A 19,884-nucleotide genomic window follows, 5' to 3' on the forward strand; every position below is an offset into this window, starting at 1 on the left:
GGAGTCAGATCCAGCCGTGCCGGCGGGCGACCTTGATCGCCTCGTGCCGGTTGCCGGCGCCGAGCTTCGCGGTGGCCGAGGACAGGTAGTTGCGCACGGTGCCGAGGGACAGGTGGCTGCGGGCGGCGATCTCCTCGGCGTCGGCACCCTCGGCGGCGAGTTCCAGGACGTCGGCCTCGCGCGGCGACAACGGGGATTCGCCTGCTGCGATGGCGTCGGCGGCCAGGTCGGAGTCGACGTAGCGGCCGCCGGCGGCGACGGTCCGGATCACCTCGGCCAGCACCTTCGCGGACGTGGTCTTCGGGACGAAGCCGCGGACCCCGGCGGTCAGCGCCGCCTTCAGGTAGCCGGGCCGGCCGTGGCTGGTCACGATCACCAGCCCGCAGCCGGGCTGCTCAGCGGCCAGTCGCCGAGCCGTCTCGATGCCGTCCAGGCCGGGCATCTGAAGATCGAGGACGGCGACGTCCGGCCGCACCTTGGCCGCGACCGCAAGGGCCTCGGTGCCGGACGCGGCCTGGCCGACCACCTCAAGATCGTCGACCAGGTCGAGCAGCGCGGCGAGCGCGTCCCGGATCAGGTTCTCGTCGTCGGCCAGCAGCACGGTGATCATGGAACATCCTTGGTGGGCAGGGTGACCAGCAGCGTGAAGGTAGCACCCGAGCGGCGCCGTTCGACCACGCCGCCGAGCGGTTCCAGTCGTTCGGCCAGGCCGAGCAGGCCGGAGCCGGTGTCACCGGGATCGGCGTCGACACCGTTGTTGATCACTTCCAGCCTGACCCAGGCGTCGGCTCGGATGATCGAGATCGTGCACTCGGTGGCGGCGGAGTGCCGGATCACGTTCGTCACCGCCTCGCGGACCGCCCAGCCGAACGCTGTGGCCTGTTGGTCCGGCAGTTCGAGGTTCTCGCCGAGCACGGCACAGGCGATGCCGGCCGACTCGAGCAGGGCCCGGGCGCCGCGGAGTTCCTGGCCGAGATCGGCCTGCCGGTAGCCGGCCGCGACGGCGCGCACCTCGGCCAGCGACTCCTGCGCCAGTTCGCGGACCTCGAGCATCGTCGCGGCGGCGTCCTCGGGCCGCCGGCCGGTCAGTTCGGCGGCCAGTTCGCTCTTCACCGCAACGGCGGCCAGCACCCGGCCGAAGACGTCGTGCACGTCCCGGGAGAATCGCAGCCGCTCCTCGGCGACGGCCAGCCGGGCCGCGGTGCCGCGGGCCCGGTCGAGCTCCCGGACGACCCGGAGCATCCAGGCCGAGCTGGCGTACACACTGAGCCAGATGATCACCCAGACCACCGTGCCGAACGAGACCAGGACCGCCGCCACGGTCCCGTACGGGAGCTGGATGGCGACCATGATCACGACACAGCCCAGCCCGAACAGGGCGACGGTCCGCGGTCGCAACACCGGCACCCAGCTCGCTGCGGCTCCGGTGATCACCAGCAGCTGCGCGAAGATCGGCGGGCTGAGGAAGACGGACTCCACCGGGTCCCGGCTCAGCCCGAGCACGATCAGCGCGGCTGCTCCGCAGAGCACCTGGACCGCCACGAGCACCGGCGGGATCTGGTCGCCGGCCAGGCTGCGGCGCAGCATGATCAGGTTGAGCACCGTCTGCGCGACGTACGGCAGCAGCGCGGCCCAGGCCGGCCAGCCGACCGGGGCGCCGGCGGCCAGCTGGAAGGCGTAGAGGAACGGCGGCAGCGCGGACAACGGATAGAGCGACCAGCGCATGTACGCGTCGAACCGCTCCGGCTGACTGCGCTCCCGCCACGGCTTGATCCGCCATCTCACCCGGCCCACCCTTCCATGCGGACGGGCGGGATCGGCGCATCAGGGCTGTTCGCGCGGCTCGCCGGGGAGGTCGCGGAGGAAGCGGGACGACCGCCCGGCCTGGTCGACGTAGCCGAGGCGGCGGTAGAAGGCGTGGGCGTCGTCGCGGCGGTCCGAACTGGTGACCTCCATCCGGACGCAGCCGCGGTCGGCGGCGAAGGCCTCCGCCTCCGCGACGAGGCGACGGCCGACGCCGAGCCCGCGGGCCTCGAGCGAGACGACCAGGGCCACGATCCGGCCCCAGGAGCCGTCGCGCTCGAGGAACGGGCAGCAGTGCACCGCGATGACACCGAGCACGGTGCCGTCGACCTCGGCGACGAACGCGGCCCCGTCCGGCTGGTCGGCCCAGGCCTTGAGCCGGGCCGCGGTGGCGTCCGGATCGTCCTGCGGATAGCCCAGCTGGTGCAGCAGGTCGTCGATCGTCGAGGCGTCGTCGGGCTGGGCTGTTCGGACGTTCATGCCTTCCTTCCTGTCCGGGTCAGGCGACGGGGAAGTCGTAGTAGGTGTCGGGGTGCGGTTCGTCCCGCAGCAGGTAGTGCCACCATTCGCGATCGTAGGCATCGAAGCCCGCGGCCCACATGATCGACCTCAGATAATGCCGGTTCCGGGCTTCGGCGGCCGTGATGCCCGGCGCGCCGTGGTGCGAGAGCGGATCCATCAGATCATGATCACCGCCCATCGGTACGGGTTCGCCGGTGGCCAGCCGGAACAGCGTCAGGTCGATCGCACTGCCGCGGGTGTGACCGGACCGGGCGGCCACATAACCGCGTTCGAACAATTCCGACCGGTCCAGGTTCGGGTGGTGCTTGGCTTTCGTACGGCCGTTCTCCGGCGAACGGGACCAGCGCAGAAAGGCGTCGACCGCCCGCTGCGGCCGATACCCGTCCCAGAGCAGCAGTCCGAAGCCGATCGATTCCGCTTTCTCCTGCGCCAGTTCGAGAGCGACGCAGAGCGTCTTCGTCCCGATCACCCGATTCGCGAGATACCCGTCCACCGGTGCACCGGTGAAATTGTCGGCCGTCGCATAGCGGGCGTCCCACCGAATTCCGGGTACGGCCTCGTCGACGTAGACGAAGTCGTCGATCATCGCCCGTTGCCGGCGAGCGCCAACGTCACCAGCCGGTCGATCAATTCGGTCATCGAGATCCCGGCGGCCGCCATCATCCGCGGGTAGCGGCTGTAGGAGGTCAGGCCCGGCAGCGTGTTGACCTCGTTGAGGATCGCCCGCCCGTCCTCGGTGAGGAACAGGTCGACCCGGGCCAGGCCGCGGCAGCCGAGCGCGCGGTAGATCGCCTTCGCCGTGTCCTTGATCAATTCCTGCGACGCGGCCGGGATGTCCGCCGGGACGATGAACGACGCGTTCTCCGAACCGGTCTCCGGGCTCTCCTCCTGGTGGATCTTGAAGAAGCCGTGGGTCAGCGCGACCCGGTCCACCTCGCCGGTGATCAGATCGCCCTCGTTGCCCAGCACGGCGCAGCCGATCTCGCTGCCGATCACCGCCTCCTCGATCACGACCTTGCCGTCGAACTCGCGCGCGGTGGCCAGCGCGTCGGCCAGCTCGTCCTTCCCGGCGACCTTGCTGACGCCGAACGACGATCCGGACCGGGCCGGCTTCACGAAGACCGGGTAGGGCAGCGCCTCGGGGTCCGGCTCCTCGCCGTCGGCCAGGATCCAGAACTTCGGGGTGGCGATCCCGGCGTGCCCCACCACCGCGTAGGTGAGCGTCTTGTCGATGCAGAGGGCCGAGCTGGGGATGTCGCAGCCCGCGTACGGCAGCCCGGCGAGCTCGAACAGCCCCTGGATTGCGCCGTCCTCGCCGTGCCGGCCGTGCAGCACCGGCAGCACGACGTCGAGAGCGACGGTCTCGTAACGATCTTGGTCCAGCACCAGCAGCCCGGGCGCGTTCCGGTCCGGCGAGAGCACGACGGGACGGCCGTTGCCGTCGTCCCAGCCGTCCTCGGGACCGTCGCAGAGCAGCCAGCCGCCGCTCTTGGTGATGCCGATGTAGTACGGCTCGTACTTCTCCGGATCGAGGTTCCTGGCGACCTCGCGGGCCGACTTGACCGAGATCGGGTGCTCCTCGAAGAGGCCGCCGAAGACGATGCCGAGCTTCACCTTAGCCATGCTGATTCCTGCTTTCGAAGTCCAGACAGTTGATCATTGAGTTCTCGACCGTGTCCCGCAGGGCATGGTCGGTGTAGTAGGCGGTGTGTGGGCTGATGATCACGTTCGGCAGCGACTGCAGCCGGAGCAGGTGATCACTGCCGACCGGGCCGTCGCTGCGGTCGGCGTAGAAGATCCCCTCCTCGCCCTCGAGCACGTCCAGCGCGGCCCCGCCCAGCCGGCCGTTCTCCAACGAGTCGAGGAGAGCCGCGGTGTCGAGCAGCCCGCCGCGGCCGGTGTTGATCACGTACGCCCCCGGCCGCAGCCGCTCGATCCGGTGCCGGTCCAGCAGATGGTGCGTCTCGTCGGTCAGCGGCGTGTGCAGCGTGATCAGATCGCTGTGCCGCAGCAGGTGATCGAGCGGGACGTAGTCCCCGGCGATCTTGGGCCGGAGATCGTACGCCAGCATCCGGCAGCCGAAGCCGTGCAGCCGTTGCAGCACCGCCGCCCCGATCCGCCCGGTCCCGATCACGCCGACCGTCAGGTCGCGCAGTTCCCGGCCCCGGGTCTCGTGCAGCCGGTAATCGTGCACGTCCGTCCGGCGGATCATGGCTTTCGCGTTCCGTACCGCCATCAACATCAGCATCAACGTGTAATCGGCGACGCTGTCGGGCGAATAGGACACATTGCCGACCGTGATCCCGACCTTTTCGGCGAACGTCACGTCGAGATGGTTGGAGCCGATACTCCGGGTGGACAGATAGCGGACGCCGACCCGGCTGAGGGCGAGCAGGGTGGAATGCGTGATCGGGGTCTTGTGGCCGACGCTGATGCAGCGCCGGCCGAATGCCAGTTCACTGTTGAGTTCGGACACCGGTTCTTCGGTGAGTTGCGCGTCGACGCCGAGCCGGGGCGCCAGGGCGCGGAACAATTCCGCCTCATCCGGTCCGCAGCCGTAAACGGTCAGGCCCACCTTCTGCGCAACCGAGGCCGGCGAACGGCGCATTGTTTCGCTGAAGGTCATGCCGCCATTGAAGAAGAATGCGTGTTGCCGGCACGTATCCGGTTTTCGATACGCGGGCGATACACCCGGTTGCGGAAGCTGACGCGCATGATTCCTCTCAGTCTCGGCGAACTCTCCGCCGTCGTCGGCGGCACGGTCAAGGGCGACGAGACCGTCACGGTGACGGCCCCGGCCGTGCTGGACGGCCGGGACGCCGAGCCCGGCGGGCTCTTCGTGGCCTTCGCCGGCGAGCGCGTCGACGGCCACGACTTCGCCGACCAGGCGGGCCGGGCCGGCGCGGTGGCCGTGCTGGGCTCTCGGCCGACGGCGCTGCCGACCGTCGTGGTCGAGGACACCCAGGCCGCGCTGCAGGCACTCGCCGCCCACGCCATCGCCCGGCTGCGGGACGGCCTGACCGTGGCCGGGGTGACCGGTTCGCAGGGCAAGACCAGCACCAAGGATCTGCTGACGGCCGTCCTGTCCGGCGCCGGCCCGACGATCGCCACGATCGGGTCCCGGAACAACGAGCTCGGGGTACCGCTCACGATGCTGCGCGCGGACGCGGCGACCCGGTTCCTGGTCCTCGAGATGGGTGCCCGGCACATCGGTCAGATCGCCGATCTGACCCGGCTGGTGGCGCCCGACCTCGCCGTGGTGCTCAACGTCGGCCGGGCGCACCTGGGCAAGTTCGGGTCGCGCGGCGGCATCGCCAAGGCCAAGGGCGAGCTGGTGCAGGGCCTGGCGCCCGGCGGCACCGCGATCCTCAACGCCGACGATCCCCGGGTGGTCGCGATGCGCGCGCTCACGGACAACCCGGTGCTGACCTTCGGCCTGGCCGAGCACGCCGACGTCCGGGTGATCGACCCGAAGCTGGACCGGCTGGCCCGGCCGTCCTTCGAACTGCGGACCGCGGCGGCGTCGGCCCGGGTCACCTTGCCGTTGCTGGGTGCGCACCAGGCCCTGAACGCGGCCGCCGCCGCGGCGGCCGGGCTGGCGGCCGGGCTGTCGTTGGACGAGGCCGCGGCCGCGCTGGCCGGCGCCACGCTGTCGAAGTGGCGGCTGGAACTGCACGAGCTCGCGAGCGGCGCGACCATGATCAACGACTCGTACAACGCCCATCCGGAGTCGACGATGGCCGGCCTGGACGCCCTGGCCGCGGTCGAGGGCGGCCGGCGGATCGCGGTGCTCGGCGCGATGCTCGAACTCGGTGACGAGAGCGACGCCGAACACCGCGCCGTGGGGGAGTACGCGGCCGACCGGGCCGATGTGATCGTTGCCATCGGTGAGATCGCCCGGCCGATCGCCGACGGCGCCCGAGGGGCTGCCGGCGGTGCGCCCGAGCGGGCGGTCGCGCTGCCGGACAACGACGCGGCGGTGGACTGGCTCCGCCGCGAACTCCGGGCCGGCGACGTGGTGTTGATCAAGGCCTCCCGCGGCGCCAACCTCGACGAGGTCGCCGCGGCGCTGGTTGCTCAGTCCAGCTAGTGGGCTGAACGCCGCCGCGCCATCCACCAGGAGAACGCGCGGTAGATCACCGGGCGCAGCGGCAGGTCCCACTCGCCGACGTAGCGGACGGCCCGGCCGCCGGTGCCGACCTTGAACTGGATCAGCCCCACGTGCGGGTCGTCGGCGGCGAGCGTCGGCGTGATACCGCGCAGGTCGTACACGTCGCAGCCGGCCACCAGCGCGTCCCGGATCATCTCCCACTGGCAGGCGTTGGAACCGCGCACCTCGCGCTTCTCGGTCGACGACGCGCCGTACGAGTACCAGGCATGACGGCCCACCCGGATGCCGAGCGTCGCCGCGACCAGATCGCCGCGATGCCGGGCCAGGTAGAGCCGGATCCGGTCCGGGTCCTCGGCGCTCAGCTCGGTGATCATGGTCTCGAAGTAGGGCAGCGGCCGGGGCGTGAACCGGTCCCGCTCGGCGGTGTGCACGTAGAGATCGTGGAAAGCCTTCAGCTCCCGGCCGGCCGAGTCGCCCGCGACCGTCACCTCCACGCCCTCCTTGGCCGCCTTCTTGATGTTGCGCCGCCAGAGCTGGTTCATGCCGCGCAGCACGTCGTCCTCGGACCGGCCGGCCAGCGGGAGCTCGTACTTGAACTGCGGCTGGCCGGCGCCGAAACCGTCCGCCGGATTCTGTGGCAGCCAGCCGGCGCCGGTGAGCCAGTCGGTCACCCGGGCGCCGACCGGGTCGGCCGGCTCGGCGGGCACCTGGGTGAGCCGGTCGATCTCGGGATCGGCGATGCCCTCCTTGACCTGGGCGGCGGTCCAGGTGTTCGTCCGTACCGGCGGCACCAGCCGGATCGCGAACGCGCCGCGGGCGATCAGGTAGGCCGCCAGCGGGTCGAGCCAGGCGTCCAGGTCGCCGCTCCAGTCGATCACCGGGCCCTCGGGCAGGTACGCCAGCGTGAACCGCTCCAGCCGCGGCACCGGTCGGTGCAGCACCAGACCGGCGCCGACCAGGCGGCCGTCGTCGTACCAGCCGAGGGACTCGCTGCGCCACTCCGTCTTCACCCGTCCCCAGGCCGGGGTCTGCAGGAAGCTGACCGACCGTTGCGCCCGGATGAACTCGAGATGCTCGGTGGGACTGATCGGAGCGACGGTCAGAGCCATGCCGGCCAGCCAAGCGGAGCGGGCGTTCCCGGCACGTATGCGGTTTTCGATACGCCGGCGATACGTCTGTTGTGCCCGGGCTAGGCGGGCCGGACGCCGCGGAAGGTCGAGCAGGTGCCGAAGCCCCACCGGGCCTTCACGTCGCCGGTCCGGGCGACCTCGGTGAAGCCGTGCCCGCGCAGCCGGTCCGGGATCCGCTCGGCGGCGCCGGCCCGGATCCGCTCCGGCATCCGGCCGTGGCCGCCGCCGGTGAAGTCGAGCAGGTGCAGTTCGCCGCCGGGCCGGAGTACCCGGAACGCCTCGCGCAGCGCGCCGTCCTTCCCGGCCTCGTCGAGATGGTGGAACATCAACGACGACAGCACCCGGTCCTGGCTGCCGTCGGGGTACGGCAGCGCGTCCGCGTAGCCCACGTCGAGCCGGACCGAGAGCCCGCGCCGGGTGATCTTGCGCTCGGCGTGGCCCAGCGCGATCCGGTCCGGATCGAGGCCGGTCACGGTCGCGCCGGGGTGCCGTCGGGCCGCCCGGATCAGCAGGTTGCCGGTGCCGCAGCCGATCTCCAGCACCGCTAGGCCCGGTCCGATCGCCGCCTGGTCGAGCAGGGTGTCGTGCATCCTCGGCACGCCGGCCAGCCAGCCGGTGAGGTCGTACACGGGAAGGAAGCGCTGCTGGCCCATCGCGGGGATGAAATGGCGGTGTTCGTGGACCTGGTCGGCCATGGGACTGCTCCTCGTGTGGGACGATCATCGGGTGGTAGCTCCGAGTCTTTCCGCTGGCACAGATCGAATCCATGGATCATTGCCTGCAAGAGTGGGACGATCTTTCGCCTCTGAGGACACGGGTCGGCGGATCGCCGGCCGCCCCGTGTACGGCTATCGACGGGTGCCCGGCCTGCCGCCGGTCGGGGTCTACCGGCAGCACCGGTCGGAACTGCCGGACCGGGCGCTGCCGCACGCCCACGACTTCCTGGTGCTCGGCTTCGTGGTGGCCGGTAGCCAGCTGGTCCGGCTGGACGGCCGGGACCGGCGCCTGCGGTCGGGCGACCTGTTCCTGGTCGCACCCGGCGAGGTGATCGACGTCGAGCACGGCGGGCCGGGGCAGCCGGCGGAGGAGGGCGAGCTGGAGGTCTGGACCGCGTTCTTCCCGCCCGACGCCGTCGACGCCAGCGCGCTGCGGGCCTGGCATGATCATCCGCTGCTCGCCCCCTTCGTCCGGGCCGGCGGCGGTCTGCAGCGGATCCCCGTACCGGAAGGAGAACGGGACCGGCTCGCCGACCGGTTCGCCGCGCTGGAGCGGGAACTGCGGGACCGTCGCGAGGGCTTCGCCGAGGCCGCCCTGGCCCAGCTGACCCTGCTGCTGGTCGAGGTGCTGCGGCTGGCGGCCGACGTGGCCGGCGGGCTGCGGCTGCGCGACGAACCGCTGCTGGCCGACGTGTTCGCCGTGATCGAGGAGTGCTACGCCGAACCGATCTCGCTGCGCGACGTCGCCGACGCGGTCGCGATCACGCCGGCTCACCTGACCACCGTGGTCCGGCGCCGGTCCGGCCGGACCGTGCAGCAGTGGCTCACCGAGCGCCGGATGATCGAGGCGCGCCGGCTGCTCGCCGAGACCGGCCTGACCGTCGCCGCGATCGCGGGCCGGACCGGGTTCGCCGATCCCGGCTACTTCACCCGCGTCTTCCGGCGCGAGCACGGCGTGCCGCCGCAGGCCTGGCGGGACGCCTGATCCTTCGGTCGACCTCTGACGGGCCGACTGTCCGAGGTGCCGCGTACAGTGACCGCCGTGGTGGAGCAGACGAGCGAGGTGCGCCGATGAAGGAGACCGAGCTCTGGAATCGGCTGAATCGCCACCTCGGCGACGGCTATGCCCGGGTCTGGGCGGCCGAGCACAATGTGGCGGGCCTGGACGGGCGGACCGTGGTGCAGGCCCTCGCGGACGGGGTGCCGGCGAAGACGATCTGGCGCGCGGTCTGGGCCGCGCTGGAACTGCCGGCGCGTGAGCGCTGAGCTGCGGCAGCATCCGCTGCGCAACCGGGTCACCCCGGTCGGCGAGCTGATCGCGACCGAGCACCGCGGCCGTTGGTACGGCAATCGCGGCGTGCTGCACAACGAGCGGCTCGACCTGGTCCGCCGGCACCAGGGTCGCCGGTGGATCATCTGCGTGCTGCGGTTCAAGGACCGTCGCCGCCCGCTACTGCGGCCGGGCCGGTTCACCGAGCTGTTCTTCCTGGACGAGGCGGGCGCGCTGGCCGCCGGGCACCGGCCGTGCGCCGAGTGCCGGTACCCGGACTACCAGCGGTTCCGGACGGCCTGGGCGGCCGGCCACCACCTCGGCGCCCTGCCGTCGGCCGACGAACTGGACCGGGCCCTGCACCCGCAGCGGATCCTGCACGACGGGGTCCGGCTGCTGCGCCCGGCGCCGCTGGACTCGTTGCCGGACGGGGTGTTCGTGCAGTGGCAGGGCGCCCCCTGGCTGTGGGCGCGGGGACGGCTGTGGCGCTGGACGCCGGCCGGGTACGACGAGCGCAGCGACCCGTTCGACGGACCGGCCGAGGTGCTCACGCCGCTGTCGACCGTCGCCACGATCCGAGCCGGCTACCGGCCGCAGATCCACGAGTCCGCCGCCCGATGATCGAGGTCGAGCCGGTCGCCGAGGCGTTCGGTCTGGTCGCCCCGATCGGTCCGGTCGAGCCGGTCCGGGCCCGCGGTCAGGTACAGGCGTGGAGGATCGGCACCGGCGCCGGGCCGGTGCTGGTGAAGCGGTTCTGGGCTGAGCTCGAGCTGCCCTGGCGGGACCAGTTGGAGACGGCGATGGAGTTCGAGGAGCTGGCCGTGCGTGCCGGGATCGCGACACCGGCGCCGCTCCGGCCCGCCCGACCGTGGTTCGGCAGCGTGGTCCGGCTGGACGGGGTCGGGCTGCTGCGGGCCTTCCCGTACCTCGAGCACCGGCCGCTCGCCGATCACGACGACGTCGCAACCTGGCTGGGCGAGACCCTGGCGCGGATCCACGGGCTGGCCGACCGGCTCGACTCGCCGGAGCCGAACTGGTGGTACGGCCAGCAGCCGCCGGTGCCGGCCGACGCCTGGCGGGACTGGCTGGCCGCGGGGGAGCGCCGCGGCGCGTCCTGGGCACCGGTGCTGCGCCGCCGGCTCGCCCTGGTGCTCGAACAGGCCGGGCGGGTGGTCCGGACCTTCGCCGACACCGGTCCGCACGTGATCAGCCACCGCGACATCGAGCCGTGGAACGTGTTGATCACCGAGTCCGGCCCGATGGTGATCGACTGGGACACGGTCGGCCCGGAGAGCGCGCCGCTGGAGGCGGCGGCGGTGTTCGTCCGGTTCGCCGCCCGGGGCCGGGAGGATCCGGACCTTGATCAACTTCGCCGGTCACTGGCCGCCTACGCGGCGGCGGGAGGGGAGCCGTTGCCCCACCGCACCGGGATCCTGGATCGCCTGATCGGCTACGAGCTGGCCAAGATCTCCAGTGCGCTGGGCCGGTTCTTCGACGAGTTCGACGACGATGACCGGATCCGTGACCGTCTGGAGCGGCTGCCGTCGGCCGTCGAGACCGTACGGCGCTGGGAGCGGGTCCTGGCCCGGGCGTAGGCTTCCGTACAGCACCGTATGGAAGGAAGTCGATCATGAAGTCTCTTCGCGAGGCGCTCGGCCGGATCCCGCCGGCCCGGGCGGCCGGGCTGACCGAGGTGCCGCCGGCCGACGACCTCCGGCACCGCCGCCTGGTCCTCGCCGGGGTGACGGCCGGAGCGCTGGCAGCGATCGGCGGACTGCACGCGGTCTGGGGTGCCGGGATCAGCTGGCCGGCCCGCGACCGGGCCTCGCTCGCCCGGCATGTCGTCGGGTCCGACAGGGTGCCGCCGCCGGCCGCCTGTTTCGCCGTGACGGGCGCCCTGGGCGCGGCGGCCGCGCTCACCCTGGCCCGCACCGCGGACGACGGCCGGGTCCGGTGGCTGGGTCATCTCGGCACCGCCGGCATCGCGGCCGTGCTGGGGGTGCGCGGGCTGGCCGGTCTGGTCGGTTCGGGCCTGCTGCCGACCGGGCAGCCCGAGTACCGCCGCCTCGACGTCGCGGTCTACTCGCCGCTGTGCCTGGCGCTCGCCGGCGCGTCGATCATGGTGCGCCGGGTTCCGGCCTAGGCGGTCCGGGACCAGTCCGGGTTGCGGCCGGCCTGGCCGAGGGCCCGGTCGAAGGATGGACGATCCGTCGGTACGGGGACCTCGTCGCCGTACGCGCCCATGGTGCGGCCCAGGTCGGCGGACTCGGCGACCAGCCGGAGCAGTTCCGCGCCGACCGGTTCGGGAACGGTGAGGGTACGGCCGCCCGTCCGGGCCAGGTCCCAGCCGTGCAGCAGCGCCTCGGCGAACGCCATCTGGCCGACCGCTTCGGCGGTCATCTCACTGGTGCCGAAGTCGACCGACCCGTGCCAGGCACCGGACTCGGCCCACGCCTCGCCCAGCCGGTCCAGGCTCGCGGCCAACCGGAGGTTCCAGTCGTCGGCCGCCGGCCGGCCCTGACCCCACGGGTTGTCGGCCTCCAGCGGCTCACCGCGGCCGATCCGGCCGAGCGCCTCGGCGGTCCCGGAGAAGTGGCTGATCAGGGCGCCGGCGTCGAACTCGGCGCACGGCGTCGGGGTCGCGAGGTCGAGGCGGTCCAGGCTGCGGACGGTGTCGGCGACGATCTCGACGGCGGTCGGGAAGAGGGAGGCTGTGGTCATGCAGACGAGTCTGGTGGCACGGCGCCGGGCCGTGCTTGAACGAATCCGACGTCCCGCTCGGCGAGGTCGGCGTGTCGGTTGGCCGTTCGAACATGTGTTCGCCTAAGTTATCCACCGAGGGACGGCAACTTTTTGCGTCATCCACAGATTTTCGGGGCGCTGAACGACTGTCAGCGGTTCTGCTTAGAGTCCGGAACGAAGAGCTATCCACGAAGCGGCACGGCGAACCCCGACGGGTTCGGAGGAGGGAACACCAATGGCAGGAGCAGCCACCAAGGATCGCGAGAAGGACCGGGCGAAGGCCCTCGAAACGGCTCTCTCGCAGATCGAGCGACAGCACGGCAAGGGCACCGTCATGCGCCTCGGAGACGAGGTGCGGGCGCCGATCGAGGTGATCCCGACCGGATCGATCTCGCTCGACGTCGCGCTCGGCATCGGCGGCCTGCCGCGCGGCCGGATCGTCGAGATCTACGGCCCGGAGTCCAGCGGCAAGACGACCCTGACGCTGCACGCGATCGCCAGCGCCCAGGCGGCGGGCGGCATCTGCGCCTTCATCGACGCCGAGCACGCCCTCGACCCGGACTACGCCGGCAAGCTCGGGGTCGACACCGACGCCCTGCTGGTCAGCCAGCCGGACAACGGCGAGCAGGCGCTGGAGATCGCCGACATGCTGGTCCGGTCCGGCGCGCTGGACCTGATCGTGATCGACTCGGTGGCCGCGCTGACGCCGCGGGCCGAGATCGAGGGCGAGATGGGCGACAGCCACGTCGGCCTGCAGGCCCGGCTGATGAGCCAGGCCCTGCGCAAGATGACCGGCGCGCTCAGCGGCGCCAACACGACCGCGATCTTCGTCAACCAGCTGCGCGAGAAGATCGGCGTCATGTTCGGCTCGCCGGAGACGACGACCGGCGGCAAGGCGCTGAAGTTCTACTCGTCGGTGCGACTCGACGTCCGCCGGATCGAGACCCTGAAGGACGGCCAGGACATGGTCGGCAACCGGACCCGGGTCAAGGTCGTGAAGAACAAGGTCGCGCCGCCGTTCAAGCAGGCCGAGTTCGACATTCTGTACGGGCAGGGCATCAGCCGTGAGGGCGGCCTGATCGATCTCGGTGTCGAGGCGGGCCTGATCCGCAAGGCCGGGGCCTGGTTCACCTACGACGCCGATCAGCTCGGCCAGGGCCGGGAGAACGCCCGCGGCTACCTCCGCAGCAATCCCGACCTCGCCAACGAGCTGGAGAAGAAGATCAAGGAGAAGCTCGGCATCGGAGCCCGGGTCGACGATCCCGCCGACGTGCCGGAAGGCATCGATCCGGTGACCGGCGAGGTGGAGTTCTGAGTTGACTCCGGTCGACCCGGTCCAGCAGGCGCGCGAGTGGCTCGCCACCCACGCGCCTGCCGACGCCGTGCCGGCTGAGCCACGCGGCACGCTCCCTGAGCTTGTCGAAGAGCAGGGCCAGGGCGGCCCGGCCACTGAGCCGGACCCGTCGTCACCCGAGCCCGCCGAGCGACGGTCGGGGTCGGCACGCGGCTCGCGGCGGCCGAGCCGGCGGCGCCGTAGCGAGGAGCCGGACGAACGCCATGACGGGCCGGACGCCGATCCGGAGGCGACGGCCCGGTCCATCGTGCTCCGCAAGCTGACCGGGCAGGCCAGGACCAGGCAGGAACTGGCCGACGCGCTGGCCGATCGCGAGGTGCCGGACGACGCGGCCAACGCGGTGCTGGACCGGATGGAAGAGGTCGGCCTGGTCGACGACCGGGGCTTCGCCCGGGACTGGGTGGAGAGCCGGCAGTCGCGCCGTCAGCTGTCTCGGTCGGCGATGCGGCGGGAACTGTCCGCGAAGGGTGTGGACCGCGACCACATCGACGAGGCGCTGGCCGAGGTCGACGACGCCGACGAATTCGGTGCGGCCCGGGCACTCGCCGAGAAGAAGGCACGGGCGATGTCGAAGCTCGAGCCGCAGGTCCGGTATCGGCGCCTGGCCGGTGCGTTGGCCCGGCGCGGCTTCCCCTCGCACGTCACCGCGCAGGTGCTGGACGAGGTCCTGTCCGACCGGTCCGAGTCCTGACCGGCGACACCGACCAACCCAGGTGGGCGATGCTTGACCGTTCATGCAGGCCCACTTACGCTGCCAAGTGAGGGTTGAACTGCAAGCTTGATCGATATGAACAACACACCACGCTCCGGTGAGCGTGCGGTGACTGATGATTTCGCAATATCGCAAGGTCGCTCGTCGAGCGAGGTCTGATCGAGGGTTTTCAACGTGGCATGACCGCACTCCGCGGCAGCCTGCCCTTCGACCGGGCCGAACTGCAGCGCCCTCCTGAGCACACGCGTCAGCGTGGAGAGGGGAGTGCGACATGGGAACCTTCGAATTCCTGGTACTCGCCGGCCTGGTGATCCTGATCGGGGTCGTGATCGTCGCCGTCCTGGTGTTGCGGAAATCGAGTGCGCGTGCGGCCGAGGCCGAGCGCTCCGCCCAGGCATCGGCCAACGAGGCCGCCCTGGCCGCGGCCAACGAGGCGGCCCAGGCCGCCACTGCGCGGGCCGAGACCTGGGCGGCGCACGTTCGCGACGACGCGCGGGCCTATCGGGACCAGGTCAGGGCCAAGGCCGACGACCTGCTCGAGCTGGCCAAGGCGCAGCGCGCCGAGGCCGAGGAGGAATTGCGGGTTCGCCGTGCCGAACTCCAGGAACGCCGGCTCGAGCTGGAACGCCGTGAGCAGCGACTGACCGACCGGGAGGAACGGCTCGATGCCGAGGCCCGGCAGGTCGACGCCCGGGCGCACGAGTTGGACCGGTCCGAGGTCGAGCTGCGGGACGGGCGGCGACGGCTGGCAGAGGCCGATGCCGAGCGCACCGCCGAACTGGAGCGGATCGCCGGTCTCAGCGCGGAGCAGGCCAAGGCTGAGCTGGTCGGCATCGTCGAGTCGGACGCGAAGCGGCAGGCCGTGATCGTCACCCGGGAGATCGAGCGGGAGGCGGCCCGGGAGGCCGACTCGCGGGCACAGCACATCATCGTGGGCGCGATCCAGCGACTGGCGTCCGACCAGACGGCCGAGTCCGTGGTGACCGCCGTGCACCTGCCCGGCGACGAGATGAAGGGCCGGATCATCGGCCGCGAGGGCCGCAACATCCGCACCTTCGAGCAGGTCACCGGCGTCAACGTGATGATCGACGACACCCCGGAGTCGGTGCTGCTGTCCTGCTTCGACCCGGTCCGGCGCGAGACCGCCCGGCTGACCCTGACCGACCTGGTCGCCGACGGCCGGATCCACCCGGCCCGGATCGAAGAGGTGCACGAGCGGAGCAAGTCCAAGATCAACGAGCAGTGCCTGCGCGCCGCCGAGGACGCGCTCGCCGAGGTCGGCATCTCCGACCTGCATCCAGCCCTGGTGCCGATCCTGGGCACGCTGCGCTTCCGTACCTCCTACGGCCAGAACGTGCTGAAGCACCTCGTCGAGTGTGCCCACCTGGCCGGCCTGATGGCGGCCGAGCTCCGGCTCGACGTCGCCACCTGCCGCCGGGCCGCCTTCCTGCACGACATCGGCAAGGCCCTCACCCACGAGACCGAGGGCTCGCACGCCCTCGTCGGTGCCGACCTGGCCCGCCGCTACGGCGAACACCCCGACGTCGTGCACGCCATCGAGGCGCACCACAACGAGGTCGAACCGCACACCGTCGAAGCCGTGCTGACCCAGGCCGCGGATGCCATCAGCGGCGGCCGGCCCGGCGCCCGCCGGGAGAGCGTCGAGGCCTACGTCCAGCGACTGGAGCGCCTGGAGCAGATCGCCGCCGGCCACGACGGCGTCGACAAGGTCTTCGCCATGCAGGCCGGCCGCGAGGTCCGCGTCATGGTCGCCCCGGAGACCGTCGACGACATCGCCGCCCAGGTCCTCGCCCGCGACATCGCCAAGCAGGTCGAAGAGGAACTGACCTACCCCGGCCAGATCCGGATCACCGTCGTCCGCGAGTCCCGAGCCACCGAAACTGCCCGCTGACCTCTCGGTTCCGGGCCGGAGCGCCCCGACCCTCTCGCTTGCCCTTCGACAAGCTCAGGGAACGTCCTCTACTCGCACGACGACGAGCCTGCACCCTCGCGAACCCACCCACCGCTCGGTCAACCGCGGGCGGATGGTTGTCCGCGCACAGACCCCCGAACCCCACCCGCGTGATGATCCAGAGTCAGCGCGACGAGACCACACCGGCCGCCGGATCGGGCGCCCCGATCACGGCCGCCTCCGGCTTGCGCCGAGACGCCCGGCCGGACCGCTTGAGGCGCTGTTCCAGCCAGCCGGCGACCCGGGTCAGCGCGTAGTTGATCACGATGTAGATCACGGCTGCGACGAGCAGGGCCGGGATGGTGTTCGCGTACGCGGAGCCGATGTTGCTGGCCTGCTGGAGCAGGTCGGAGGCGGTGATCCAGGTGCCGAGGGCGGTGTCCTTCAAGATCACGACCAGCTGGCTGATGATCGACGGCAGCATCGCGGTGATCGCCTGTGGCAGCTGGACGGTGAACAGGGTCTGCATCTCGGTCATGCCGATCGCCAGCCCGGCCTCGCGCTGACCGCGGGGGAGTGACCCCACACCGGACCGGACCAGTTCGGCGATCACCGACGCGTTGTAGAAGAACAGGCCGGCGACGACGCCGAAGAACAGCCCGGCCATGCCGGTGATCTGCAGCACGTACAAGCCGAAGAAGTACGCGAACAGCATCATCATCAGCACCGGTACGGCGCGGAAGAACTCCACGAACACACCGCACACCGCGCGCACGATCACATTCGGGGCGAGCCGGCCGAGGCCGAGCAGGATGCCCGCGATGATCGACAGCACGACCGCCGCGAGCGCCGCGCTCAGGGTGAACAGCAGGCCGGGGACGATGTAGGAGGTCCAGGTGCTGCGGAGCAGGAACGGGTACCACTTCTCCGGCGCGAACTGGTTGTTGGCCGGGTTGGCCAAGCCGATCACGACCAGCACCACGACCAGGGCCACCAGCAGCAGGCCGACGGCGCCGATGATCCGGTGCCGGAGCTGCGCCTTGGGGCCCGGGGCGTCGAAGAGAACGGTGGGAGCTGCACTCATCGTTGCACCGCCAGTCGTCGGGACAGCCAGGTGAAGAGGATGCCGAGCGGCAGCGTCAGGATGACGAACCCGGCCGCCATGATCAGGAAGATCAGGTAGAGCTGCGAGCCGTCGAACTCGATCATGGCCCGCATCGTGTACGCGGCCTCGGCGACGCCGATCGTCGCGACCACGGTGGTGTTCTTGGTCAGCGCGATCAAGGTGTTGCCGAGCGGCGCGATCGCACCGCGGAACGCCTGCGGCAGCACGATCGAGGTCAGGGTCGGCAGGAAGCCGAGGCCGATCGACCGGGCCGCCTCGGCCTGGCCCGGCGGCACCGTGTTGATACCGCTGCGCAGCGCCTCGGCGACGAATGAGGCGTGGTAGACCGACAGCCCGACCACGCCGAGCCGGAAGGCGTTGTCGGCCAGCGAGGTCGGTGAGTTCGGGTCGGCGAGGCTGATCTGCAGCGTGTTCGCCAGCCCGAACAGGCAGAAGAAGACGATCAGGGTGAGCGGGGTGTTTCGGATCAGCGTCACGTAGGCGGTGCCGGCGGCTCGCAGCACCGGCACCGGCGACACGCGGAAGACCGCGATCACGGTGCCGATGATCAAGGACCCGATCGCACCACCCAGGGTGAGCTTGATCGTCATGAAGAACGCGCCGATGACGTCGTACCTGCCGAGCAGGTCGAACAGGTCAGCCACGGATCACCTCCGATCGTCGTCAGAGAAAGCATTGGCCCGCCGACTCGGCGGCGGGCCAATGCACAGGGAATCAGGAACAGGCGTCCGGCTTCGGCGGGTTCTTCGTCTCGTCCGGCGTGAACGCCTCACCGACGGTGTCGGTCAGGGCCTTCTTCCAGGCACCTTCGGAGACCATTTTCTCCAGCGCGGTGTTGATCTTGGTGCAGAGCTCGGTGTCGCCCTGCTTGATCCCGACGCCGTAGCGCTCCTCGGTGAACGGCTTGCCGACCACCTTGAGCTTGCCCTTGTACTGCTCCTGCGCGGCGAAGCCGGCCAGGATGACGTCGTCGGTGGTGACCGCGTCGACCTGGCCCGAGTTCAGGGCCTCGACGCACTTGGAGTACGTGTCGAACTCGGCCAGCTGCACCTGAGTCGCGTAATCCTTCTTGATCTTCTCGGCCGGGGTCGATCCGGTCACCGAGCAGAGCTTCTTGCCGTTCAGCGTCTCCGGACCGGTGATGTCGGTGTTGTCGGCGCGGACCAGCAGGCCCTGGCCGGCGATGAAGTACGGCCCGGCGAAGGAGATCTTCTTCTTCCGGTCGTCGGTGATCGAGTAGGTCGCGAAGATCATCTGGACCTGGCCGCTCTGCAGCAGCGTCTCCCGCTGCGCGCTCGGCGACTGCTTGAACTCGACCTCGGTGTAGCCGAGTTCCTTGGCGACGTAGCGTGCCACCTCGACGTCGAAGCCGGTGTAGTCCTCACCGACCTTCAGCCCGAGGCCGGGCTGATCGAACTTGATGCCGATCACCACCTTGCCGCCTCCGCCCGGGTTGCCACCCGGGGTGCCGGTCTGCGTGTCGTTGACGCAGCCGGCGAACGCCGCGGCCAGGCCGAGACTCGCCAGCACCGCGACAACGGCCTTCATGATCTTCATGTTTCCTCCAGCTTCACCGGCCGGCCCGGCCGATGGTTCGGTTTCGGTCAGTGGGTCAGGATCTTGCCCAGGAAATCCTTGGCGCGTTCGCTCTTCGGCGCGGTGAAGAACGTGTCCGGGTCCGCCTCCTCGACGATGGCCCCGTCGGCCATGAAGATCACCCGGTTGGCCGCCTTGCGGGCGAACCCCATCTCGTGCGTGACGACGATCATGGTCATGCCCTGGCGAGCCAGGTCGACCATCACCTCGAGCACCTCGTTCACCATCTCCGGGTCGAGCGCGGAGGTCGGCTCGTCGAACAAGATCACCTTCGGTTCCATGGCCAGCGCCCGCGCGATCGCGACCCGCTGCTGCTGCCCACCGGACAGCTGCGCCGGGTACTTGTCCGCCTGGTTGCCGACCCCGACCCGGTCCAGCAGTTCGCGGGCCCGCGCCTCGGCCGTACGCTTCGGCACCCGGCGCACCTTGATCGGCCCGAGGGTGACGTTCTCCAAGATCGTCTTGTGCGCGAAGAGATTGAACGCCTGGAACACCATCCCGACGTCCGCCCGCAGCCGCGCCAGCTCCTTACCCTCACTGGGCAAGGGCTTCCCGTCGATCGTGATCGAGCCGTCCTTGATCGTTTCGAGCCGGTTGATCGCCCGGCACAGTGTCGACTTGCCGGAGCCGGACGGGCCGATCACCACGACCACCTCACCCTGATTGACGGTGAGGTTGATGCCCTGAAGCACGTGCAACTGACCGAAATACTTGTTCACGTCGTCGAGGACGACCAGTGGTCCGCCGAGCTGTCGTGGCGCCACGGACTCGCCCACGGTCGGATCGGTCAGGTCGACTCCGTCGTCGCTTGCCGGCTCGGCCGGAACGGTTTCACCGGTTTCGGTCATGGCCCGACCCTATTCGACCACCTCGGCACGAGGTGGGAATTT

22 protein-coding genes are annotated in these 19,884 nt (G+C 70.7%); 9 read left to right on the forward strand and 13 right to left on the reverse strand.

Annotation, left to right across the window (positions count from 1 at the left end):
* Positions 1–4: 4 nt before the first annotated feature.
* The 6 genes from AC6CCG_RS16580 to AC6CCG_RS16605 are packed head-to-tail and all read right to left on the reverse strand — an operon-like array spanning position 5 to position 4,951.
* On the reverse strand, positions 5–610 hold the full coding sequence (locus tag AC6CCG_RS16580) for a response regulator (RefSeq protein WP_496655695.1): 606 nt from the start codon (positions 608–610) through the stop codon (positions 5–7).
* Positions 607–1,785, reverse strand: a complete 1,179-nt coding sequence (locus AC6CCG_RS16585) for a sensor histidine kinase (protein WP_496655696.1) — start codon at positions 1,783–1,785, stop codon at positions 607–609. Before AC6CCG_RS16585 ends, AC6CCG_RS16580 begins: the two co-directional genes overlap by 4 nt.
* Before the next feature lie 39 nt (positions 1,786–1,824).
* Complete coding sequence (locus AC6CCG_RS16590) at positions 1,825–2,283, reverse strand: GNAT family N-acetyltransferase (protein WP_496655697.1); 459 nt, start codon at positions 2,281–2,283, stop codon at positions 1,825–1,827.
* 19 nt (positions 2,284–2,302) lie between these two features.
* Complete coding sequence (vanX, locus tag AC6CCG_RS16595) at positions 2,303–2,911, reverse strand: D-Ala-D-Ala dipeptidase VanX (RefSeq protein ID WP_496655698.1); 609 nt, start codon at positions 2,909–2,911, stop codon at positions 2,303–2,305.
* The gene (gene vanA, locus AC6CCG_RS16600; RefSeq protein WP_496655699.1) at positions 2,908–3,948 is read right to left on the reverse strand and encodes a D-alanine--(R)-lactate ligase; all 1,041 of its coding nucleotides are present in this window, start codon (positions 3,946–3,948) and stop codon (positions 2,908–2,910) included. The genes vanX and vanA overlap by 4 nt, the downstream gene beginning before the upstream one ends.
* On the reverse strand, positions 3,941–4,951 hold the full coding sequence (locus AC6CCG_RS16605) for a D-isomer specific 2-hydroxyacid dehydrogenase family protein (protein WP_496655700.1): 1,011 nt from the start codon (positions 4,949–4,951) through the stop codon (positions 3,941–3,943). Before AC6CCG_RS16605 ends, vanA begins: the two co-directional genes overlap by 8 nt.
* A gap of 87 nt (positions 4,952–5,038) precedes the next feature.
* On the opposite strand from AC6CCG_RS16605, the gene AC6CCG_RS16610 reads away from it, so the two are divergent.
* Complete coding sequence (locus tag AC6CCG_RS16610; RefSeq protein WP_496655701.1) at positions 5,039–6,415, forward strand: UDP-N-acetylmuramoyl-tripeptide--D-alanyl-D-alanine ligase; 1,377 nt, start codon at positions 5,039–5,041, stop codon at positions 6,413–6,415.
* Here the strand turns inward: AC6CCG_RS16610 and AC6CCG_RS16615 are convergent.
* Together AC6CCG_RS16615 and AC6CCG_RS16620 are read right to left on the reverse strand one after the other, a co-directional pair.
* Positions 6,412–7,545, reverse strand: coding sequence for a lipid II:glycine glycyltransferase FemX (locus tag AC6CCG_RS16615; protein WP_496655702.1), 1,134 nt, complete (start codon positions 7,543–7,545; stop codon positions 6,412–6,414). The two genes, AC6CCG_RS16610 and AC6CCG_RS16615, sit on opposite strands and share 4 nt — an antisense overlap.
* 80 nt (positions 7,546–7,625) lie before the next feature.
* Positions 7,626–8,261 (reverse strand): class I SAM-dependent methyltransferase, encoded by a 636-nt coding sequence (locus tag AC6CCG_RS16620; protein ID WP_496655703.1) that lies wholly within the window; start codon positions 8,259–8,261, stop codon positions 7,626–7,628.
* A gap of 91 nt (positions 8,262–8,352) precedes the next feature.
* Here AC6CCG_RS16620 and AC6CCG_RS16625 point away from each other — a divergent pair, with 91 nt between their 5' ends.
* From AC6CCG_RS16625 to AC6CCG_RS16645, 5 genes are all read left to right on the forward strand, one after another.
* Entirely contained in the window at positions 8,353–9,267 is a 915-nt protein-coding gene (locus AC6CCG_RS16625; RefSeq protein WP_496655704.1) for an AraC family transcriptional regulator, read from the forward strand.
* An 86-nt stretch (positions 9,268–9,353) separates the two neighbouring features.
* Entirely contained in the window at positions 9,354–9,548 is a 195-nt protein-coding gene (locus AC6CCG_RS16630) for a DUF3046 domain-containing protein (RefSeq protein ID WP_496655705.1), read from the forward strand.
* Positions 9,538–10,173: a hypothetical protein gene (locus AC6CCG_RS16635; RefSeq protein ID WP_496655706.1), complete on the forward strand. Its 636-nt coding sequence runs from the start codon at positions 9,538–9,540 to the stop codon at positions 10,171–10,173. The genes AC6CCG_RS16630 and AC6CCG_RS16635 overlap by 11 nt, the downstream gene beginning before the upstream one ends.
* On the forward strand, positions 10,170–11,147 hold the full coding sequence (locus AC6CCG_RS16640) for a phosphotransferase enzyme family protein (protein WP_496655707.1): 978 nt from the start codon (positions 10,170–10,172) through the stop codon (positions 11,145–11,147). Before AC6CCG_RS16635 ends, AC6CCG_RS16640 begins: the two co-directional genes overlap by 4 nt.
* A gap of 35 nt (positions 11,148–11,182) precedes the next feature.
* On the forward strand, positions 11,183–11,695 hold the full coding sequence (locus AC6CCG_RS16645) for a DUF3995 domain-containing protein (protein ID WP_496655708.1): 513 nt from the start codon (positions 11,183–11,185) through the stop codon (positions 11,693–11,695).
* Here AC6CCG_RS16645 and AC6CCG_RS16650 read toward each other — a convergent pair.
* Positions 11,692–12,273, reverse strand: a complete 582-nt coding sequence (locus tag AC6CCG_RS16650; RefSeq protein ID WP_496655709.1) for a TIGR03086 family metal-binding protein — start codon at positions 12,271–12,273, stop codon at positions 11,692–11,694. The genes AC6CCG_RS16645 and AC6CCG_RS16650 overlap by 4 nt on opposite strands.
* Before the next feature lie 256 nt (positions 12,274–12,529).
* Between AC6CCG_RS16650 and recA the strand changes: the two genes are divergently transcribed.
* The 3 genes from recA to rny all read left to right on the forward strand — a co-directional run bounded on the left by recA (position 12,530) and on the right by rny (position 16,272).
* Complete coding sequence (recA, locus tag AC6CCG_RS16655) at positions 12,530–13,609, forward strand: recombinase RecA (protein ID WP_496655710.1); 1,080 nt, start codon at positions 12,530–12,532, stop codon at positions 13,607–13,609.
* Position 13,610: 1 nt separating this feature from the next.
* Entirely contained in the window at positions 13,611–14,339 is a 729-nt protein-coding gene (locus tag AC6CCG_RS16660) for a regulatory protein RecX (protein ID WP_496655711.1), read from the forward strand.
* 292 nt (positions 14,340–14,631) lie between these two features.
* The gene (gene rny, locus AC6CCG_RS16665; RefSeq protein ID WP_496655712.1) at positions 14,632–16,272 is read left to right on the forward strand and encodes a ribonuclease Y; all 1,641 of its coding nucleotides are present in this window, start codon (positions 14,632–14,634) and stop codon (positions 16,270–16,272) included.
* Positions 16,273–16,456: 184 nt separating this feature from the next.
* On the opposite strand, the gene AC6CCG_RS16670 is transcribed toward rny, so the two are convergent.
* The 4 genes from AC6CCG_RS16670 to AC6CCG_RS16685 form a co-directional block, all read right to left on the reverse strand.
* Complete coding sequence (locus AC6CCG_RS16670) at positions 16,457–17,356, reverse strand: amino acid ABC transporter permease (protein WP_496655713.1); 900 nt, start codon at positions 17,354–17,356, stop codon at positions 16,457–16,459.
* Entirely contained in the window at positions 17,353–18,042 is a 690-nt protein-coding gene (locus AC6CCG_RS16675; RefSeq protein WP_496655714.1) for an amino acid ABC transporter permease, read from the reverse strand. Before AC6CCG_RS16675 ends, AC6CCG_RS16670 begins: the two co-directional genes overlap by 4 nt.
* 70 nt (positions 18,043–18,112) lie before the next feature.
* Entirely contained in the window at positions 18,113–18,955 is an 843-nt protein-coding gene (locus tag AC6CCG_RS16680; RefSeq protein WP_496655715.1) for a glutamate ABC transporter substrate-binding protein, read from the reverse strand.
* Between the two features lie 47 nt (positions 18,956–19,002).
* On the reverse strand, positions 19,003–19,842 hold the full coding sequence (locus tag AC6CCG_RS16685; protein ID WP_496655716.1) for an amino acid ABC transporter ATP-binding protein: 840 nt from the start codon (positions 19,840–19,842) through the stop codon (positions 19,003–19,005).
* Positions 19,843–19,884 lie beyond the last annotated feature (42 nt).

It is taken from the genome of Microlunatus sp. YIM B11417 (assembly GCF_059617205.1).